This window comes from Caballeronia calidae (assembly GCF_900044055.2).
GTDB classification, from domain to species: domain Bacteria; phylum Pseudomonadota; class Gammaproteobacteria; order Burkholderiales; family Burkholderiaceae; genus Caballeronia; species Caballeronia calidae.
On record NZ_FCOX02000002.1, the window covers coordinates 323,898 to 338,322 of the forward strand.

11 protein-coding genes are annotated in these 14,425 nt (G+C 62.5%); 3 read left to right on the forward strand and 8 right to left on the reverse strand.

Annotated elements, in window-relative coordinates; all coding sequences use genetic code 11:
- The first annotated feature begins 250 nt into the window (after positions 1–250).
- Positions 251–1,915: a D-alanyl-D-alanine carboxypeptidase/D-alanyl-D-alanine-endopeptidase gene (locus AWB78_RS03660; RefSeq protein WP_082883222.1), complete on the forward strand. Its 1,665-nt coding sequence runs from the start codon at positions 251–253 to the stop codon at positions 1,913–1,915.
- A gap of 21 nt (positions 1,916–1,936) precedes the next feature.
- Here the strand turns inward: AWB78_RS03660 and AWB78_RS03665 are convergent, their stop codons facing one another.
- The gene (locus tag AWB78_RS03665) at positions 1,937–2,806 is read right to left on the reverse strand and encodes an alpha/beta fold hydrolase (protein WP_062602329.1); all 870 of its coding nucleotides are present in this window, start codon (positions 2,804–2,806) and stop codon (positions 1,937–1,939) included.
- A gap of 105 nt (positions 2,807–2,911) precedes the next feature.
- Between AWB78_RS03665 and AWB78_RS03670 the strand changes: the two genes are divergently transcribed.
- Positions 2,912–3,760, forward strand: a complete 849-nt coding sequence (locus AWB78_RS03670; protein WP_062602331.1) for a LysR substrate-binding domain-containing protein — start codon at positions 2,912–2,914, stop codon at positions 3,758–3,760.
- Here AWB78_RS03670 and AWB78_RS03675 read toward each other — a convergent pair.
- The 4 genes from AWB78_RS03675 to AWB78_RS47500 all read right to left on the reverse strand — a co-directional run bounded on the left by AWB78_RS03675 (position 3,738) and on the right by AWB78_RS47500 (position 6,881).
- A complete protein-coding gene (locus AWB78_RS03675) occupies positions 3,738–4,799 on the reverse strand; it encodes a phytoene/squalene synthase family protein (protein ID WP_062602434.1) in 1,062 nt (353 codons plus the stop codon). The genes AWB78_RS03670 and AWB78_RS03675 overlap by 23 nt on opposite strands.
- A gap of 90 nt (positions 4,800–4,889) precedes the next feature.
- Positions 4,890–5,543 (reverse strand): septal ring lytic transglycosylase RlpA family protein, encoded by a 654-nt coding sequence (locus tag AWB78_RS03680; RefSeq protein ID WP_063958928.1) that lies wholly within the window; start codon positions 5,541–5,543, stop codon positions 4,890–4,892.
- Positions 5,544–5,702: 159 nt separating this feature from the next.
- Positions 5,703–6,635 carry a UTP--glucose-1-phosphate uridylyltransferase GalU gene (gene galU / locus AWB78_RS03685; protein ID WP_062602332.1) on the reverse strand — a complete coding sequence of 311 codons (933 nt, stop codon included), beginning with the start codon at positions 6,633–6,635 and terminating at the stop codon, positions 5,703–5,705.
- 93 nt (positions 6,636–6,728) lie between these two features.
- Positions 6,729–6,881, reverse strand: a complete 153-nt coding sequence (locus AWB78_RS47500) for a hypothetical protein (RefSeq protein ID WP_198399199.1) — start codon at positions 6,879–6,881, stop codon at positions 6,729–6,731.
- A gap of 153 nt (positions 6,882–7,034) precedes the next feature.
- Between AWB78_RS47500 and AWB78_RS03690 the strand changes: the two genes are divergently transcribed.
- A complete protein-coding gene (locus tag AWB78_RS03690; protein WP_062602334.1) occupies positions 7,035–8,168 on the forward strand; it encodes an acyltransferase family protein in 1,134 nt (377 codons plus the stop codon).
- A gap of 12 nt (positions 8,169–8,180) precedes the next feature.
- Here AWB78_RS03690 and AWB78_RS03695 read toward each other — a convergent pair whose 3' ends face one another.
- From AWB78_RS03695 to AWB78_RS03705, 3 genes are read right to left on the reverse strand one after another with little or no spacing between them, the layout of a single operon-like run.
- On the reverse strand, positions 8,181–10,652 hold the full coding sequence (locus AWB78_RS03695) for a glycosyltransferase family 4 protein (RefSeq protein WP_062602336.1): 2,472 nt from the start codon (positions 10,650–10,652) through the stop codon (positions 8,181–8,183).
- Positions 10,649–12,136, reverse strand: coding sequence for an oligosaccharide flippase family protein (locus AWB78_RS03700; RefSeq protein WP_374729443.1), 1,488 nt, complete (start codon positions 12,134–12,136; stop codon positions 10,649–10,651). The genes AWB78_RS03695 and AWB78_RS03700 overlap by 4 nt, the downstream gene beginning before the upstream one ends.
- A gap of 28 nt (positions 12,137–12,164) precedes the next feature.
- On the reverse strand, positions 12,165–14,381 hold the full coding sequence (locus tag AWB78_RS03705) for an NHL repeat-containing protein (protein ID WP_374729444.1): 2,217 nt from the start codon (positions 14,379–14,381) through the stop codon (positions 12,165–12,167).
- Between the last annotated feature and the right edge of the window lie 44 nt (positions 14,382–14,425).

The window sequence follows — 14,425 nt, forward strand, 5'->3', positions numbered from 1 at the left end:
AATCGGCGTTGTCCCGCCACAACAAGCGCAAGAAAGACGCGCGAGAAATCGTACAAAAAGCGCTTGCCTAAAGCACTCGATTCGCGATAGTCCTTGCTTGACACGGCTCGTCCACGGTATTTAATTCACTCACCTGCGGCTTTTGAAAAGCACGCGGCCGCCGACATTTCCTGTCTGCGCTGTGAAGCTGTCCCGACGTATGGATGTTCGCTCCATGCGGAGCGCGATGTGCCTTTATCGGAGCCGCGTCATGAACCCGCTTTCAGGAAGTCCGGCACGCCTTGCCGCTCTCGTCATTCCGTGCGCGCTCGTCGCGCTGATGACATCCATCGCCGCATGCGGCGGTTCGTCGGATTCAAACAATACTTCCGTGCCCGACGAAATCACGCAGGTGATGCAAAAGCCCATGTATCAGGGCTCGACGTGGGCATTGCGCGTCGTCGACGTGAATTCGGGCGATGTCGTCTACGACATGAATTCGAATGCGCAGCTCTATGTCGGCTCGGTGCGCAAGCTCTTTTCGCTCGGCGCGCTGCTCGATCAGTACGGTGCCACGCATCAGTTCCAGACGCCGGTGTATCGCACGGGCGCGGTCGATGCGAGCGGCACGCTCAACGGCAATCTCGTGCTCGTCGCGAACGGCGATCTCTCGATGGGCGGACGCACCAACTCCGACGGCACGCTCGCCTGGACGAACTTCGACCACAACGAAGCGAACAATCTCGGCAACGCGCAGATCACCGCGCCCGATCCGCTCGCGGGCTACAACGGGCTCGCGGCCGAGGTGGCGTCGAAGGGCATAAAGAAGATAAGCGGCGACGTCGTGATCGACGACCGCCTTTTCGAGCCCTTCAACTTCCGCGACGAGTTCTTCGTGCGGCCGGTCTTCGTGAACGACGATGTGGTCGATGTGCTCATCGGACAAGGCGGCGCGGGTTCGTCGACGCCGGTGAGCTACCGGCCGATGTCCTCCGCGTTCACCGTGCGGTCCACGCTGACGACCGGCGCCGCCGGCACCGCCGACACCATCAAGCTCACCCCGGAATTCCCCACGTGCTTCGGCGCGCTCAATTGCACTGGGCTGCTGAGCGGAAACATTCCCGCGGATTTCGTGCCGCCGATCGTGCCCAGCTTCCCGCTGGTCCAGACGTTCCGCATCACGCAGCCGTCGAACTATGCGCGCACGGTGTTCATCGAGGCGTTGGCGCGCGCGGGCGTGACGGTCACCGCGCCCGCCGTCGCAAACAATCCGGTGCAACTGCTGCCCGCGAAGAACACCTATTCCGCCGATACGCGCGTCGCGCAGCTCACGTCGCAGGTGTTCAGCGAGTATTCGAAGTGGATCCTGAAGGTCAGCTACAACATCGGGGCGGACACGAGCCTGGTGCTGTTCGGCCTCGCGAGCAACGGCTCGACCACGATGAACGGGGCGCTGGCGGCGGAAAATGCCACGCTGTCGAACTCGCCCTTCAACGTGCCGATGAGCCAGACACATTTCATCGACGGCAGCGGCGGCGGCGAGACCACGGCGACGCCGGTGGCGGTCATCGCGATGCTGCGCGCGATGAACAGCCGCCCGACCTTCCCGGCGTATCGGGATTCGCTGCCATTCCTGGGTATCGACGGCTCGCTCGCGAGCACGACCGCCTTCGAAAGCGATCCGACGCTCGCGGGCGCGAAAGGCAAGGTCTACGCGAAGACGGGCACCTATGCGGCGGGCACGAATGGCCCGAACGGTCAGCCGCAGCTCACGCTGAAGGGACAGGCGCTAGCGGGCTATGTCGATGCGAAGAGCGGCCGGCGGCTCGCGTTCGCGCTCGTCGTGAACAATGTGCCGATCACCAATGTGCCGCAGATCGTCGACGTGTTCAACGACCAGGGCACGATCTCCGCGATCATCTGGAAGCTGCAGTAAGCCGCTTTCGTCGGCCCGCGCTCACCACGCCCCGGCAAACGCCTGCACGGCGCGATTGAACGCGCCGGGGCTCGCCGCATTCATCCCGTGCGATGCGCCGGCGATCGTCTGCCGCTCCGCGAACTCGATCCACTCTTCGAGCTTCTCGACGTTGTTGCGGAACATGCGCGGGCTCTTTTGCCCGTCGATGAGCAGCGTGCGGCACTTGATGTCGCGCGCCGCTTCGCGCGTGTACGCGGGTAACGGATCGCGGAACTGCTTCGGCAGCGTGAGCGCGTTGTCGAGCGCCATGCGGCGGAAGCTGTCCGTGCTCTTCTTCCAGAAACCCGGCATGCTCACCGAATCGACGAACATTTCCAGACCCTTGTCGAACTCGCCCTGCTCGATCAGTTCCGCGACGCGCGTGCGCAGCGCGTTGGTCGCGGGCGGCAGCGTCGCGGGCACGGCCTGCGGCGTGGTTTGCAGCGGGCCGCCCGGATCGGCGAGCGTGAGCGTCTTCACGAGCCGCGGATACTCGCGCGCCAGATGAAACGCGATGCAGCCGCCGCGCGAATGCCCGACGAGATGCACCGGCGCGAGATCCAGCGATTCGATGAACTCGGCCATTTCCGCGACATGCGCTTCCCAGCCGAACTCGCCGCGCACGAAGGCATCGACGGCGGGCCAGTAGTGCGAGAGGCTCGGCGCGATGCAGCGGAACTGCTTCGCGAGCGGCAGAATCTGCGCGTTCCAGTAGCGGTAATCGCACAGCGACCCATGCACGAAGACGAGCGGCTCGCCCTCGCCGCACTCGATATACGGCACGGAAATTCCCGACGCCGTCGTTGCGAACGACGGTTCAGGCAAGCCTTGCACAGCGGTGAGGACGGAAAGATCGGTTCGCGCGTTCATGGATTCGCTCCTTTGATGCGACTATGCGCCGCGTCGAAGCAAAAGAAAAACGCATAATTTTGATAGAATCGTTCAGAATTTCTGATAGCAAACGGTCGTTCGACCATGAAAGCACTCGATCTTGATGTCCTGTCGATGATCATCGCCGTCGCGGATACCGGCAATATCAGCCGCGCGGCAGAGCTCGTGCATCGTTCGCAATCGGCCGTGAGCATGCAGATCAAGACGCTGGAAACCGCGCTGGGCAAGGAACTGTTCGTGCGCAAGCCGCGCAACGTGGTGCCCACGCAGGACGGCGAGGTGCTGCTGACCTACGCGCGCCGCATGATCGCGCTGCGCGACGAGGCGTGGGCCGCCGTCGTGCGGCCGGACGTGACCGGGCGCGTGGTGATCGGCGTGCCGGACGATTACGCGTCGTCGCTCTTTCCGCCGATCCTCAAGAAATTCTCGGCGACGTATCCGAAGGTCGAGATTCAGGTGGTCGGCCTGCCGAGCCTCGCGCTCGCGCCGATGGTGAAGGACGGCACCGTCGATCTCGTCTGCGCGACGCGCGTGAAAGGCCTCTCCGGCGAGTTCCTGCGCCACGAGCCGATGGTCTGGGCCGCCGCGCCCGGCACGGAAATATGGAAGGAGCGGCCCTTGCCGATCGCCGTGTTTCTGCCCGGCAGCGTCGCGCGCGAGAACGCGATCCGCAGCCTCGAGCGCGCGCGCATCGGCTATCGGACCTCGTATGAAAGCCCGAGCCTGCTCGGTCTCTTGACCATGGCCGAAGCGGGTCTCGCGGTCACGCCGCTCGCGAAGTGCGCGGTGCCCGCGCATTTCACGCTGCTCGGGCCGGCGCAAGGCTTGCCCGACATCGGCACGCTCGAAGTCGTGCTGGCGCGCAGCGCGGCGTCGAAACGCCCGCCTTGCGACTTTCTCGCCGAGCGCATCATCGCGGAGTTGCGGCGCTGAGTTGCGCCTCGATCGCGCGCATGCGACGCGACGTCCACGCTCGCAGCATGGTGTTCGAGGCGACCATCGGCAACGATGCCGCCATGATGCGATACACGTCGTTGCGCCGGATCTTCGATATCTTGCCCGGATCGAGCCATGCGTCGTTACGCGCGAGCAGCACGAGCGTATCGAGGCCGATCATGATCGGCCACAGGCATGCGAGGCGCAGACGGATTGCCGTCGATGGAATCGCGAGCGTGTAATCGACCGCGTCCTGAAACAGCGCAAGCGAGGTGCGCAGCAGTTCGAAGAGCACGGGACGCGCGCGCGCCGACTCCGCCGGCTGCAAGAGATCCTGCGGTGTGAGGCCATGACGCGCGAGCATCGTTTCAGGCAGATAGCATCGGCCGATGCGCAGATCGCGCGCGCAATCGCGCAGCACGTTCGTCATCTGCAGCGCCTTGCCGAAGCGCACGCCGAGCGCGAGCATCGTTGCGGGCGCGGCCTTCAATGTGCCGGGCATATGCGCGTAAGTCATCTTCGTCCAGAACTCGCCGACGCAGCCCGCGACGAGATACGTATAACGGTCCAGCTCGCTGAATTCCCGCAACGCGACGACGTGGCCCGACGTTTCATCGGGGAACGTGCGTAAGTCGAACTCCATGCCGGTGCTGAGCGTCGTGACGATGTCGCGAACCGCGGCCTGATCCTGCGCGCCGAGTTGCGGCAGGATCGCGAGCGCCGCGCCCAGGCGTTCGAGCAACACGCGTTCGTCGGGCTGCGCCTGCTGACCCGCGACTTCATCCGCGATGCGCGCGAGCGCGCCTTCATCGGGTGCGCCATTGACTTGCGCGCGCAGCGAAAGCAGCAGTTCGAGACGGCGTTGCGGCGAGATCAGCGAGGTATCCGCGATGGTATCCGCCGCGCGCGCGAGCAGATAAGCGAGCCCGATGGGATCGCGCATCGCCGTCGGCAGAATGCGCAGCGTGAGATAGAACGACCGCGACACGCTCTTGAGAAGCGGACCAAGAAGAAAGGCCCGGGGCGAATTGTTCATGTTGGATCGGATAGCTTCGGCGAGAAGCGCGATGATCGCGCGCCGCCGCATTGTATCCGTCCGCGTGAAATCGCGGCTTTCGCCGCGCGCTTACCGATGATGCGCGTGCTTCTTGTGGTGCCGTGGATGAGGCGCGATGCGCAGCATCATGCGCTCGGGTGTTTTCGGCTTCTCGGCTTGCGCGAAGGCGCGGCCGAGCGGTTCGAGAATCACGTCCGCGCTGCCCGCGTGTTGCAGACCGAGCTCCGTCGCCGCGGCGAACGACAGGTCGATCACACGGCCCTTCACGAACGGACCGCGATCGTTGACGCGCACGATGACGGACCTCGTCCTCGCGAGATTGCTGACGCGCACGTACGATCCGAACGGCAACGTGCGATGCGCCGCCGTCATCGTCCGCATGTCGTAGCGCTCGCCGCTGGCAGTGCGGTGCCCCTGGAACTTGCTGCTGTAATACGACGCCCGGCCGATTTCCGCCGCGACGTTCGTGGTGGCGCTGCGATAGTCGAGCGGCTCGCTCTCCAGCGAGTTGTTCTCGCGACCGTTCATCGCATCCGCGACACGCGCGCCTTCGGCCACTACCGCCGACGCGTCCGTTGCCTCTGACGGCTCCGCTTCGGTTTTGTGTACCGGCTGCGCGCCCGCGTGTCCCGCGCACGCGCTCAATGCCGCGCACGCACCGGAAGCGGCGACGGCCGCCAGCCCGACCGCGCGCCACTGCATGATGATTCGGTTGTCCTGCATGAGCGAGCTTCTCCATGAAGTGCCGATGCATCGCGATCGGCTCGCTCAAAACGTTCACTTCGTCTCAAAGTTGACGCATGCGCCGAAGATATGACCCATCTTTACAGAAGAAGGTCTCAGCTTACGGCGCGCCCTTCATGTCCTTACGGTCGTCCTCGCTTACATCGCATTCGACATTGCCTCGTGCTCGGAATTGTTCGCCCCGATCAGTTCCGGCATGAGCGCCCATACTTCCGCGCGCAAATACTCTTCGAAGTCCTCGCGCACTTCGGGATGACGCAGCGCGAACTGCACCGTCGCCTTCAGATAGCCAAGCTTGCTGCCGCAGTCGAAACGCGTGCCGTAATAGCGATAACCGAGAATCTGCTCGACCGCGAGAAGCGAGCCGATTGCATCGGTCAGTTGAATCTCACCGCCTACGTTGGGCTTCGTGTTGCGCAAGTGCTCGAAGATGCTCGGCATCAGCACATAACGCCCGACCACGCCGAGATTCAAGGGCGCGAGCGCGGGCTGCGGCTTCTCGACGATGCCCGACATCTTGATGACGTCCTCTTCCCACTCGCGCCCTTCGATCACGCCATACGATGCACTGTCTTCACGCGCGATGCGCTCCACGCCGATCACCGAGCTATGGTAATGATCGAAGACTTCGATGAGCTGCTTCATCACGGGCTGCGCGCCGTGCAGCAAGTCATCCGCGAGAATGACCGCGAATGGCTCGCCGCCGACGAGACGCTCCGCGCACAGTACAGCATGACCCAGGCCGAGCGCTTCGGGCTGGCGCACGTAAAAGCAATCGACATTCGCGGGCTTGATGCTGCGCACCGCATCGAGCAACACGGCCTTGTTGCGCGCTTCGAGCTCCGCTTCCAGCTCGTACGACTTGTCGAAATGATCCTCGATCGCGCGCTTGCCGCGGCCCGTGACGAAGATCATCTCCGTCATGCCGGCCGCAATGGCCTCTTCCACCGCGTATTGAATGAGCGGCTTGTCGACCACGGGCAGCATTTCCTTCGGGCTGGCTTTGGTCGCCGGTAAAAAGCGTGTGCCGAGACCCGCGACTGGAAACACCGCCTTGGTCACCTTAAGCATGACTGCTCCCTCCAGATCGAAACCGGTAATTGAAGTGGCCCCCGCCTTGATGAAATCCGGCACTGCCGGCCGGTTTGATCGATCGCTTTAGTGTTATTCCGCTTCTTCCATCTGGGGCGCGGAAATGCGATTCGAACCGAGCTCGCGAAACGGACTCAACGGGTCGTTTCGCAATGCGTCGCGATAAGCCGACGCAGCCACGAGAACCAGCAACACCGCCATGCCGGCGATTGCATGCATATCCATGATCGACATCCATTCGGCGTTTAGACGAGAATCAAACGTATCAGAAAAAAATCGATAAATAATCTGCGGAGCGAACGCGAATTTTTTAGTTGTGCACCGGAAAAATGCCTGCTCTAAGATGCGCTGATCCTATCTCGCGGGCCTTGCTTTCCGATGAGCGATTCTTCCGTATTCGCGGCATCCACCGCGCGTGAATCGAGTGCAATGCTCGATGACAAAGATGTGGCAATCAACGCATGGCGCGGTATCGCCGCGCTGCTCGTCGCCTATTTTCATTGCCGCCAGGTGACGTGGATCGGCATGCACCAGTTTCATCGCATGTCGCCCGCGATGGATGCGAATACCGTCATCAGCTATCTGACCTTCCCGATAGCATGGGGCTCGGCGGGCGTGCCGATATTCTTCGTCATCAGCGGCTATTGCATTCATCGCGCGATGGCGCGGAAGTTGATCGCGAATCCATCGGCGCCGCTCGATAGCGGCAATTTCCTGCTACGCAGGTTTGCACGCATCTATCCGGTGCTGCTGGCCGCGTTGTTATTGACGCTGGCGCTCGATTCCCTCAGCACGACCTTCCTGCCCGTCAGCCGGAAGATCAATCCGTTCGATGTCCACGCGTTCGCCGTCAACCTGCTTTCCTTGCAAGGCATCGCGGGCAAGACGTTCGGTTCCAACGGCGCGCTCTGGACGCTCTCCATCGAAATGCAGTTCTATCTCGTCTATCCGTTACTGATTGCGTTGCGGCGGCGGATCGGCATGCGTGATGTGCTGATCTTCGTGGGCCTCGTGAACATCGCGTCCGCGCTGCTGTTGGAGCGGCATCAGATAATCGTGTTCACGTCTTACTGGTTTGCCTGGACGATCGGCGCATGGATCGCCGAAGCAAAAGCGCTCGGCACGCGTGCGTGGCCTCGCATGGGTATCGCCGCGTCAATGATCGCGCTGGCGGGATGTGCCGCGTTCAGTCTCGCGCAATATGCGGCGTTTCAGCTTTGGGCCATCGCATTCGCCGTGTATCTCTTCTCGGCGCTCGACAAACCCTGGCGCGATACATTGGCGGTGCGTGGCCTGTCGTGGCTGGGCGAATTCAGCTTCTCGCTCTATGTCGTGCATCTGCCGGTATTCGTGCTGCTTGCGTCCGTGTTCTTTCGCTCGGCGTTGCAGACTCAGATATGGGCTTCGATTGCCTTTACCGCCGTTGCGGTCGGCGTCGCCTTCGTTTTCTACTTCCTCGTGGAGCGGCCCGCGATGATGTGGTCCGCCGCGCTCAAGCGCACGCGGCGCTGAGCGCGCCGGCCCTCATCCGCGCTTGCGCGCTCTTTGCGCCACATCGGTCAGGATCTTTTCGACGCTTTCGACATATCGTTGCGTCCCGAAGCGGCTCGTCGCATTGACATAACCCTGCTCGACGAGCCGCTCCCGCAACGGCGCATTGCCCTTCAGCCTTTCGAGTACGCGCGCGAGCTCGGCGGCATCGCCCGGCGAGCAAAGAATGCCGTTCTCGCCATCCTCGACAATATCCATCACGCCGCCCGCGCGCGACGCGACCACTGGCCGCTTCGACAGCATGCCTTCGATGATCACGCGGCCGAACGGCTCCGGCATGATCGACGTATGCGTGACGATATCGACCGCCTTCATGCACGCGGCGATATCGTCCTGAAAGCCGAGGAAATGCACGCGATCCGCGAGATCGTGTTCGAGGACGAAGGCCCGCAGCTCGGCTTCGTAATCGTTCTCGCCGAATAACGCGGCGCCTACGAGGACCGCATGCATGTCAGGACACTCACGCAGCGCTTCGAGCAGCACGTGCTGGCCCTTCCATCGCGCGAGCCGGCTGAAGCATCCGACGAGAAACGCATCTTGCGGCAAGCCGAAGCGCGCGCGCAGTTCATGTTGCCCGACCGATTCCAGATTCGCGAAAGGCTCCGCCGATATGCCGTTGAACACCACGTCGAGCCGCTCTTCGCGCAAACGCGTAAGCGCGGTCACCGCCGCCGCCGATGCCGTCGAATTGGCGATCACATGCTCCAGCATCAGTTTCGTGCACCACTTGATGATGGCAAGCTGCGTGCGGCCGAAATGCTCCTCGCTGACGATATCGCGCAAATGCCATACGACAGGCCTGCGTGAGATCAGCCCCGCGATCGCGCCGATCACCATGGCGCGCTGCGTATTGACGTAAATGACGTCGGCGTTGCGCGACTTTTCGAGCGTGCCGCGCAAGAGCCTGAGCACGCCGCGAAGCATGCCCGCGCCGGGACGCGCCTTGCCGTCCTTGCGCAGATCGCCGAGCGATTTGCCATCCAGCACGTCGACTTTCACGCCGACCGCTTCGAGCGCGATACGAAACGGACCATCGTCGAAGAGCACGGTCTGCACGTCGCCGCGCATGTTCTTCACGACTTCGAGCATCGACAACTCCGCGCCGCCCAGTGCGCCGCTCTGATCGACCGCGAGCACGCGCAGGTCGCTTTGCGGTTCGTCCTTGACCGGTGCAAGCGGCTTTTCTTCGTCAGGCAAGGGCGGCAAGACGAACTGCGGCGCGATGCGCGCCACATGCGCGCGCAATTCCTCGCGAAAGCGCGCATTCGAAAATCGCTCGGCGTTCGCGCGGCAATCGGCGGGCGTGAACGTGAACACGCCGGTCTCGAATGCATCGACGACATCAACGATCGCTTCGGGCGTCTGCGTCGGAAAGAACATGCCGGTGGGTTGCAGGCTCGATACATCGCGCACCGTTTCGAGCGCGCCCCCCTTGCCGAACGCGATCACGGGTGTGCCGCACGCCTGCGCTTCCACGACCGATATGCCGAAGTCTTCCTCCGCGGCAAACACGAACGCTTTTGCGCGGCGCATCCGGTCATGCAACACGGAGAACGGTTGATAACCCATGATCTCGACATTAGGCGTCGCCCTGGCGCGAATCTTCGCCATCTCGGGACCATCGCCGATCACGACCAGCTTGCGCTCCGGCATGCGCGCGAATGCTTTGACGATCAGATCGATCTTCTTGTACGGCACCATGCGCGATGCGGTGAGATAGAAATCCTCCTTGTCCGCGCATGGCTCGAACGAAGCCACATCGACCGGCGGAAAGATCACCTTCGAAGACCGCCGATACACCTTGTGAATGCGCCGCGCAATGAACTCCGAATTGGCGATGAAATGATTCACCGAATTGGACGTTCGGATATCCCAGTTGCGCATGTAATGCAGAATGAGCCGCGCAAAAAGCGACTTTGCGCCCGCCGTCAGATTCGATTGCTGAAGATATTGATGCTGCAAGTCCCACGCATAGCGTATCGGCGAATGTACATAGCTCACGTGAACCTGATCGGGTCCGGTGAGCACGCCCTTGGCCACCGCATGACTGCTGGAGATCACGAGGTCATAGCCAGAGAGGTCGAGTTGCTCGATGGCGAGCGGCATCAGCGGAAGATATGCGCGATAGCGCTTCTTCGCGAAGGGCAGGTTCTGGATGAACGAGGTTGCCGCGCGCTTGCCGTGCAGGAACGAGCGATCTTCCAGAAAATCGACGACGCTGAAGATATCCGCATCCGGAAAGCACGTGATGATCTGCTCCAGCACACGCTCGGCGCCCGCGTAGGTGACGAGCCAGTCGTGCACGATCGCGACGCGCGGCATGTCGTCATCGACCGACGTGCCGCGCTCGCGGTCTGTCGCGGGCGTCGTTGCGGGCGCGTCATCGCGCAGAAAGTGACGGTTTTTTGCGCGTCCGATGAACGCGTCTTCGAATTCCAATGTCATGCGTCACTCCTCGCCTTCAGATGTGATTGAATGCGTTCGATGAACTTTTGCGTGAGAGCCGACGCCAGCGCGCGCACTGCGGGACGCGTCAGCAGCGACCATTCCACGTTGGCGAGCGCAAGCAACAGCGCTGCCGCGATCGTCTGAACCGGGTGATTCACCGCGTCGATCAGATAAGCGAGCACGAGGCCCGCAATCAGAAACGCGAGATGCGCGAGCATGTCCAGGGCGATCGGCTTTGCGCGAACGCGTGACATCCATAGCAACACCGTATAGTCGACCAGCGAGCGCAATGCGACGACGCTCGCGGCGCCCACAGGACCGAATCTCTCGATGCCGTACCAGAGCAGCGCGACGAAGAACGGCAACTGACAAAGCCCCGCACGCGCGGCCGTCGCCGGATCGATCTGCGATTGAATCAGGATGCGCGTGACGCTCGCCTGGCCGACGAGCCACACCGCGATGACGAGAATGCGTCCCACGGGTGCGCTCGCAACCGCGAGATCGGACCCGATCCATACATGCAGGAACGGTTCGAGCGCGAGCATGGCAAAGAGCGCAAGCGGCGTGAATACGCCGTTCAGGAACTGGAGTGATGTCGCGACCATGCTGTGAGCATCGCCGCGTTCAATAGCAGAAAGACGCGGGAAAAGTGTGCGCACCATGGCGTTGGGGAACATGTTCAGGCGCGTGACGAGATTCTGGGGCACCGTGTAATACGTGACGAAGCGTGCGCCGAGATGCGCGCCGAGCAGAACGCGATCGAGGGAATCGGTGAGCATCGTCGTGATCGACGATACGAGCATCCATCCGCCGAAGCGGAACAGTCCGCCCGCTACGCGGCGTTGCGGCCAATCCACGCGGCGAATGCCGAGCAGTCTGAAGCTCGCTCTTGCGAGCAAGAGCGCAGCGAGCAGACGCGCGACAACGGCCGCCGCGATCACCGTCTGCAGATTCGGCGCGATAAAGCATGCCGCGCCCAACGGCAACAACTGAAAGAGAAACGTGCCGACGGTCTGATTCGCGTTATAAACGCCGAAGCGCTCCATCGCGTTGATCGCGCCCGCGAAGACCCAGGACACGTTTGCAATCGGAATCGCGAGCGCGAGCCAGGGCAACGCGCGATAAACCTCATGCTGCAATGCAGGCGCCGAATGCGCGACATACGCCGTATAGAGAAACGCGCCGAAGTAGATCGAGAGGCCTCCGATCACGCCGGTCGCGAAGTTGAGCCACACGGCGCTCCAGAACACGCGCGCGCGTCGATCGGCATCGCCCGCCGCGTGTGCCTTCGCGATCTGATGTTGCGCGGCCATGCTCATGCCGAGATCGAGAATGCTGAAATAGCCGATGAGCGTCCACACGAGACTGATCACGCCATAACGCTCCACGCCCACGAGCCGGATATACGCCGGCACGGTCGCAAGCGATACGAATGTCGGCAGAATCAACCCGATGAAGTTGATCGCCACGTTTCTGACCATGTCTTTTTCCACGACTCTCCTCGCACACTCAGGACTTCGGTGTCCAGCGGTACATCATCACCTTGCCGCGCGCGTCTTCTTCGACGAACACGAGGTATTCGCCATTGCTGCGCCGATGCGCGCTCACACCATTGGGCACATCCACCCAGCCCGATGCGCGCCCCACTTCCGGACCCGGCTCGATCACGCCGACTTCCTTGCCCGAATCCTTGTCATAGACGTGCACGTCGCCGACCGGCTCGACCGCGAATACGTATTGCCCTTCCATCGTTACGCCGATGACCGTCGAAAGAGGCTTTGCCTGCGTGTCCCAGGGAAGATCGATCGAATAGCGTATGCGCGGATCGCTCGACCAATGGTCGTAGCGCACCAATCGACGCCCGACTTCCTTCCAGTAGCGGCGGTCATAAGGCGCATCGGATGTGTAGCCCGTCACATACATCGTGTCCGATTCCGCGTCGTACACGGCACGCCGCAATTCCGTGAAGGGCGCCGGAATCGCATACGTCTGCAGGTTCGCGTAGTCGTAAGTGGGATTGCCTTGCTTGTCGATGCCGCCGTAGCGCAAGCGATGAATACCCTTCACATCGCTCGTGCGCCAGATATCGCCTTTTGTATCGACCCACCATCCCCAGCCGCCGGTAACGAGCGCCGTGCCCGGATTGCGCGTGAACTCGCGGGCATCGAAGCGACCGTCACCATTCAGATCGCGCCACATCCATTCGCCGCCTTCGGGCCGATTCGGTATGTTCTGAACGGGAACCGGCCGCCCCGCGATAACGCCCGATGGAATCGCGAGTTCGCCGTCGCGCTTTTCGTCGAAGCGATAGATCTTCAGGTGATCCGCGTACATGTCTGTCAAGTACAGGAACGTTCGGCCTTCGAGCCTGCGTGCTATCGGGAGGCCGGGCCACTGATCGGCGTGGAAGACAGGATCGTCCGGATACTTGAAGCGCCCCGACAGAAACCCGGCGTATGTCCACTCCTGCCCCGCGGGTTTCGACAAGTCCAGTTCGAAGCGCTTGTTGCCCGTATAAACGCTGTCGGGCCTGCCCGGATCCATCCACGCGCCATCGACGAACAGCAAACCCTGCATCTGCCAGCGCAACGCGCCGCCCGGCGAATAGCTTTCGAGTGTTGCGCCGAGTCCCGCGCCGATCGGACCATCATGAACGCCAATGCCATTCGTCGACACATATACGTTGCCGACCGCATCCACGCCGACGCCCGTCAGTCCGTTGAAGCGCTTAGGCCCGGGCTTGCCGGCAATGCCCGAGAAGATGCCGCCGCGCTCGCCCAACGCGCCCGATTCGCGATATGCGCTGCCTTCCTTGGTGAAGAAGAGCACTTGCTGGCGCGGTCCGTTATCGGCGATCAACAAGCGTCCTTGTTGGTCCAGCGCGATATCCGCCGCGACGCTGTTCTCCTGGAGACGCGGCGCATCGTCAAGAAGCCTGCCCGAAGCGCTGTAATGCGCGATGCGCGGATTGTCGCCGTGACTCTCGACGATCGCCCACAACGACCCGTCCGATGCGAGCGCGATGCGTCCCGGCTGCGGCGCGCTCCATTGCGCCTGCTTTTCCATCGATTGCGCGCCGTAGCGCTCGATGCGGTCCTGTGCCGTGTTCGCCACGTACAACAGCGAATCGCTTGCGGCCAGCCCGCCGATTTCCTGAGGCGCGTCGCCGGGCGCATCGTCGATCGTCAGGAAGCTGCGGGCGAGCATCGCGCGCGGATCTTTATCGCCTGCCAGCGCTTGTTTCGCGACGCCGCCATCGAACGGAGCGGGACGCTTCACATCGTCGATATCGCGTCGCGAAACGCCTATCCAATGCCGGCCCGAAGGTGGCCAGACGCCCTCCTTCACGAGGTGCCCTTTCTCGTTGCCGACGCCGGTCGCGATGAACACATGATGCGAATTCACCGCCACCGCATTGCCGCCCGATCCGCCCCAGCCATGCGTGCCGCCCGCGAAGCCGAGCATCTTTCCGTCGCGATACACGCTGGCTTCCGCGCCGCTCTCGTCCCACGGCGAATTGGTGAAGACGCGTCCGTCCGGCGCGACCGCGATGGCTGTGATGTTGATCTGCGTCCACGTGCCATCGCCGAAACCGGATGTATTGCCGATCCACGACGATTTCGCGTCGAGCACGCGCACCGGCGCCGCTTCGACATTGGTCGCAGCCAGCGCGAAGCCGATGCACCAACATGTGCAAGCCAATCCCAACGAGACGATGCGCCGCAAGTTTCCCTCCAGAGTGCCGATCAAGCAGCCACGTTCCGAAGCCA

Excerpts from the sequence above, each read along its gene's own strand:
- AWB78_RS03675 (WP_062602434.1), bottom strand. The coding sequence starts at position 4,799 with ATGAACAATTCGCCCCGGGCCTTTCTTCTTGGTCCGCTTCTCAAGAGC.
- AWB78_RS03690 (WP_062602334.1), top strand. The coding sequence starts at position 7,035 with ATGAGCGATTCTTCCGTATTCGCGGCATCCACCGCGCGTGAATCGAGT.
- AWB78_RS03660 (WP_082883222.1), top strand. The coding sequence starts at position 251 with ATGAACCCGCTTTCAGGAAGTCCGGCACGCCTTGCCGCTCTCGTCATT.
- AWB78_RS03680 (WP_063958928.1), bottom strand. The coding sequence starts at position 5,543 with ATGCAGGACAACCGAATCATCATGCAGTGGCGCGCGGTCGGGCTGGCG.
- galU (WP_062602332.1), bottom strand. The coding sequence starts at position 6,635 with ATGCTTAAGGTGACCAAGGCGGTGTTTCCAGTCGCGGGTCTCGGCACA.
- AWB78_RS03695 (WP_062602336.1), bottom strand. The coding sequence starts at position 10,652 with ATGACATTGGAATTCGAAGACGCGTTCATCGGACGCGCAAAAAACCGT.
- AWB78_RS03665 (WP_062602329.1), bottom strand. The coding sequence starts at position 2,806 with ATGAACGCGCGAACCGATCTTTCCGTCCTCACCGCTGTGCAAGGCTTG.
- AWB78_RS03700 (WP_374729443.1), bottom strand. The coding sequence starts at position 12,136 with ATGGTCAGAAACGTGGCGATCAACTTCATCGGGTTGATTCTGCCGACA.
- AWB78_RS03670 (WP_062602331.1), top strand. The coding sequence starts at position 2,912 with ATGAAAGCACTCGATCTTGATGTCCTGTCGATGATCATCGCCGTCGCG.
- AWB78_RS47500 (WP_198399199.1), bottom strand. The coding sequence starts at position 6,881 with ATGGATATGCATGCAATCGCCGGCATGGCGGTGTTGCTGGTTCTCGTG.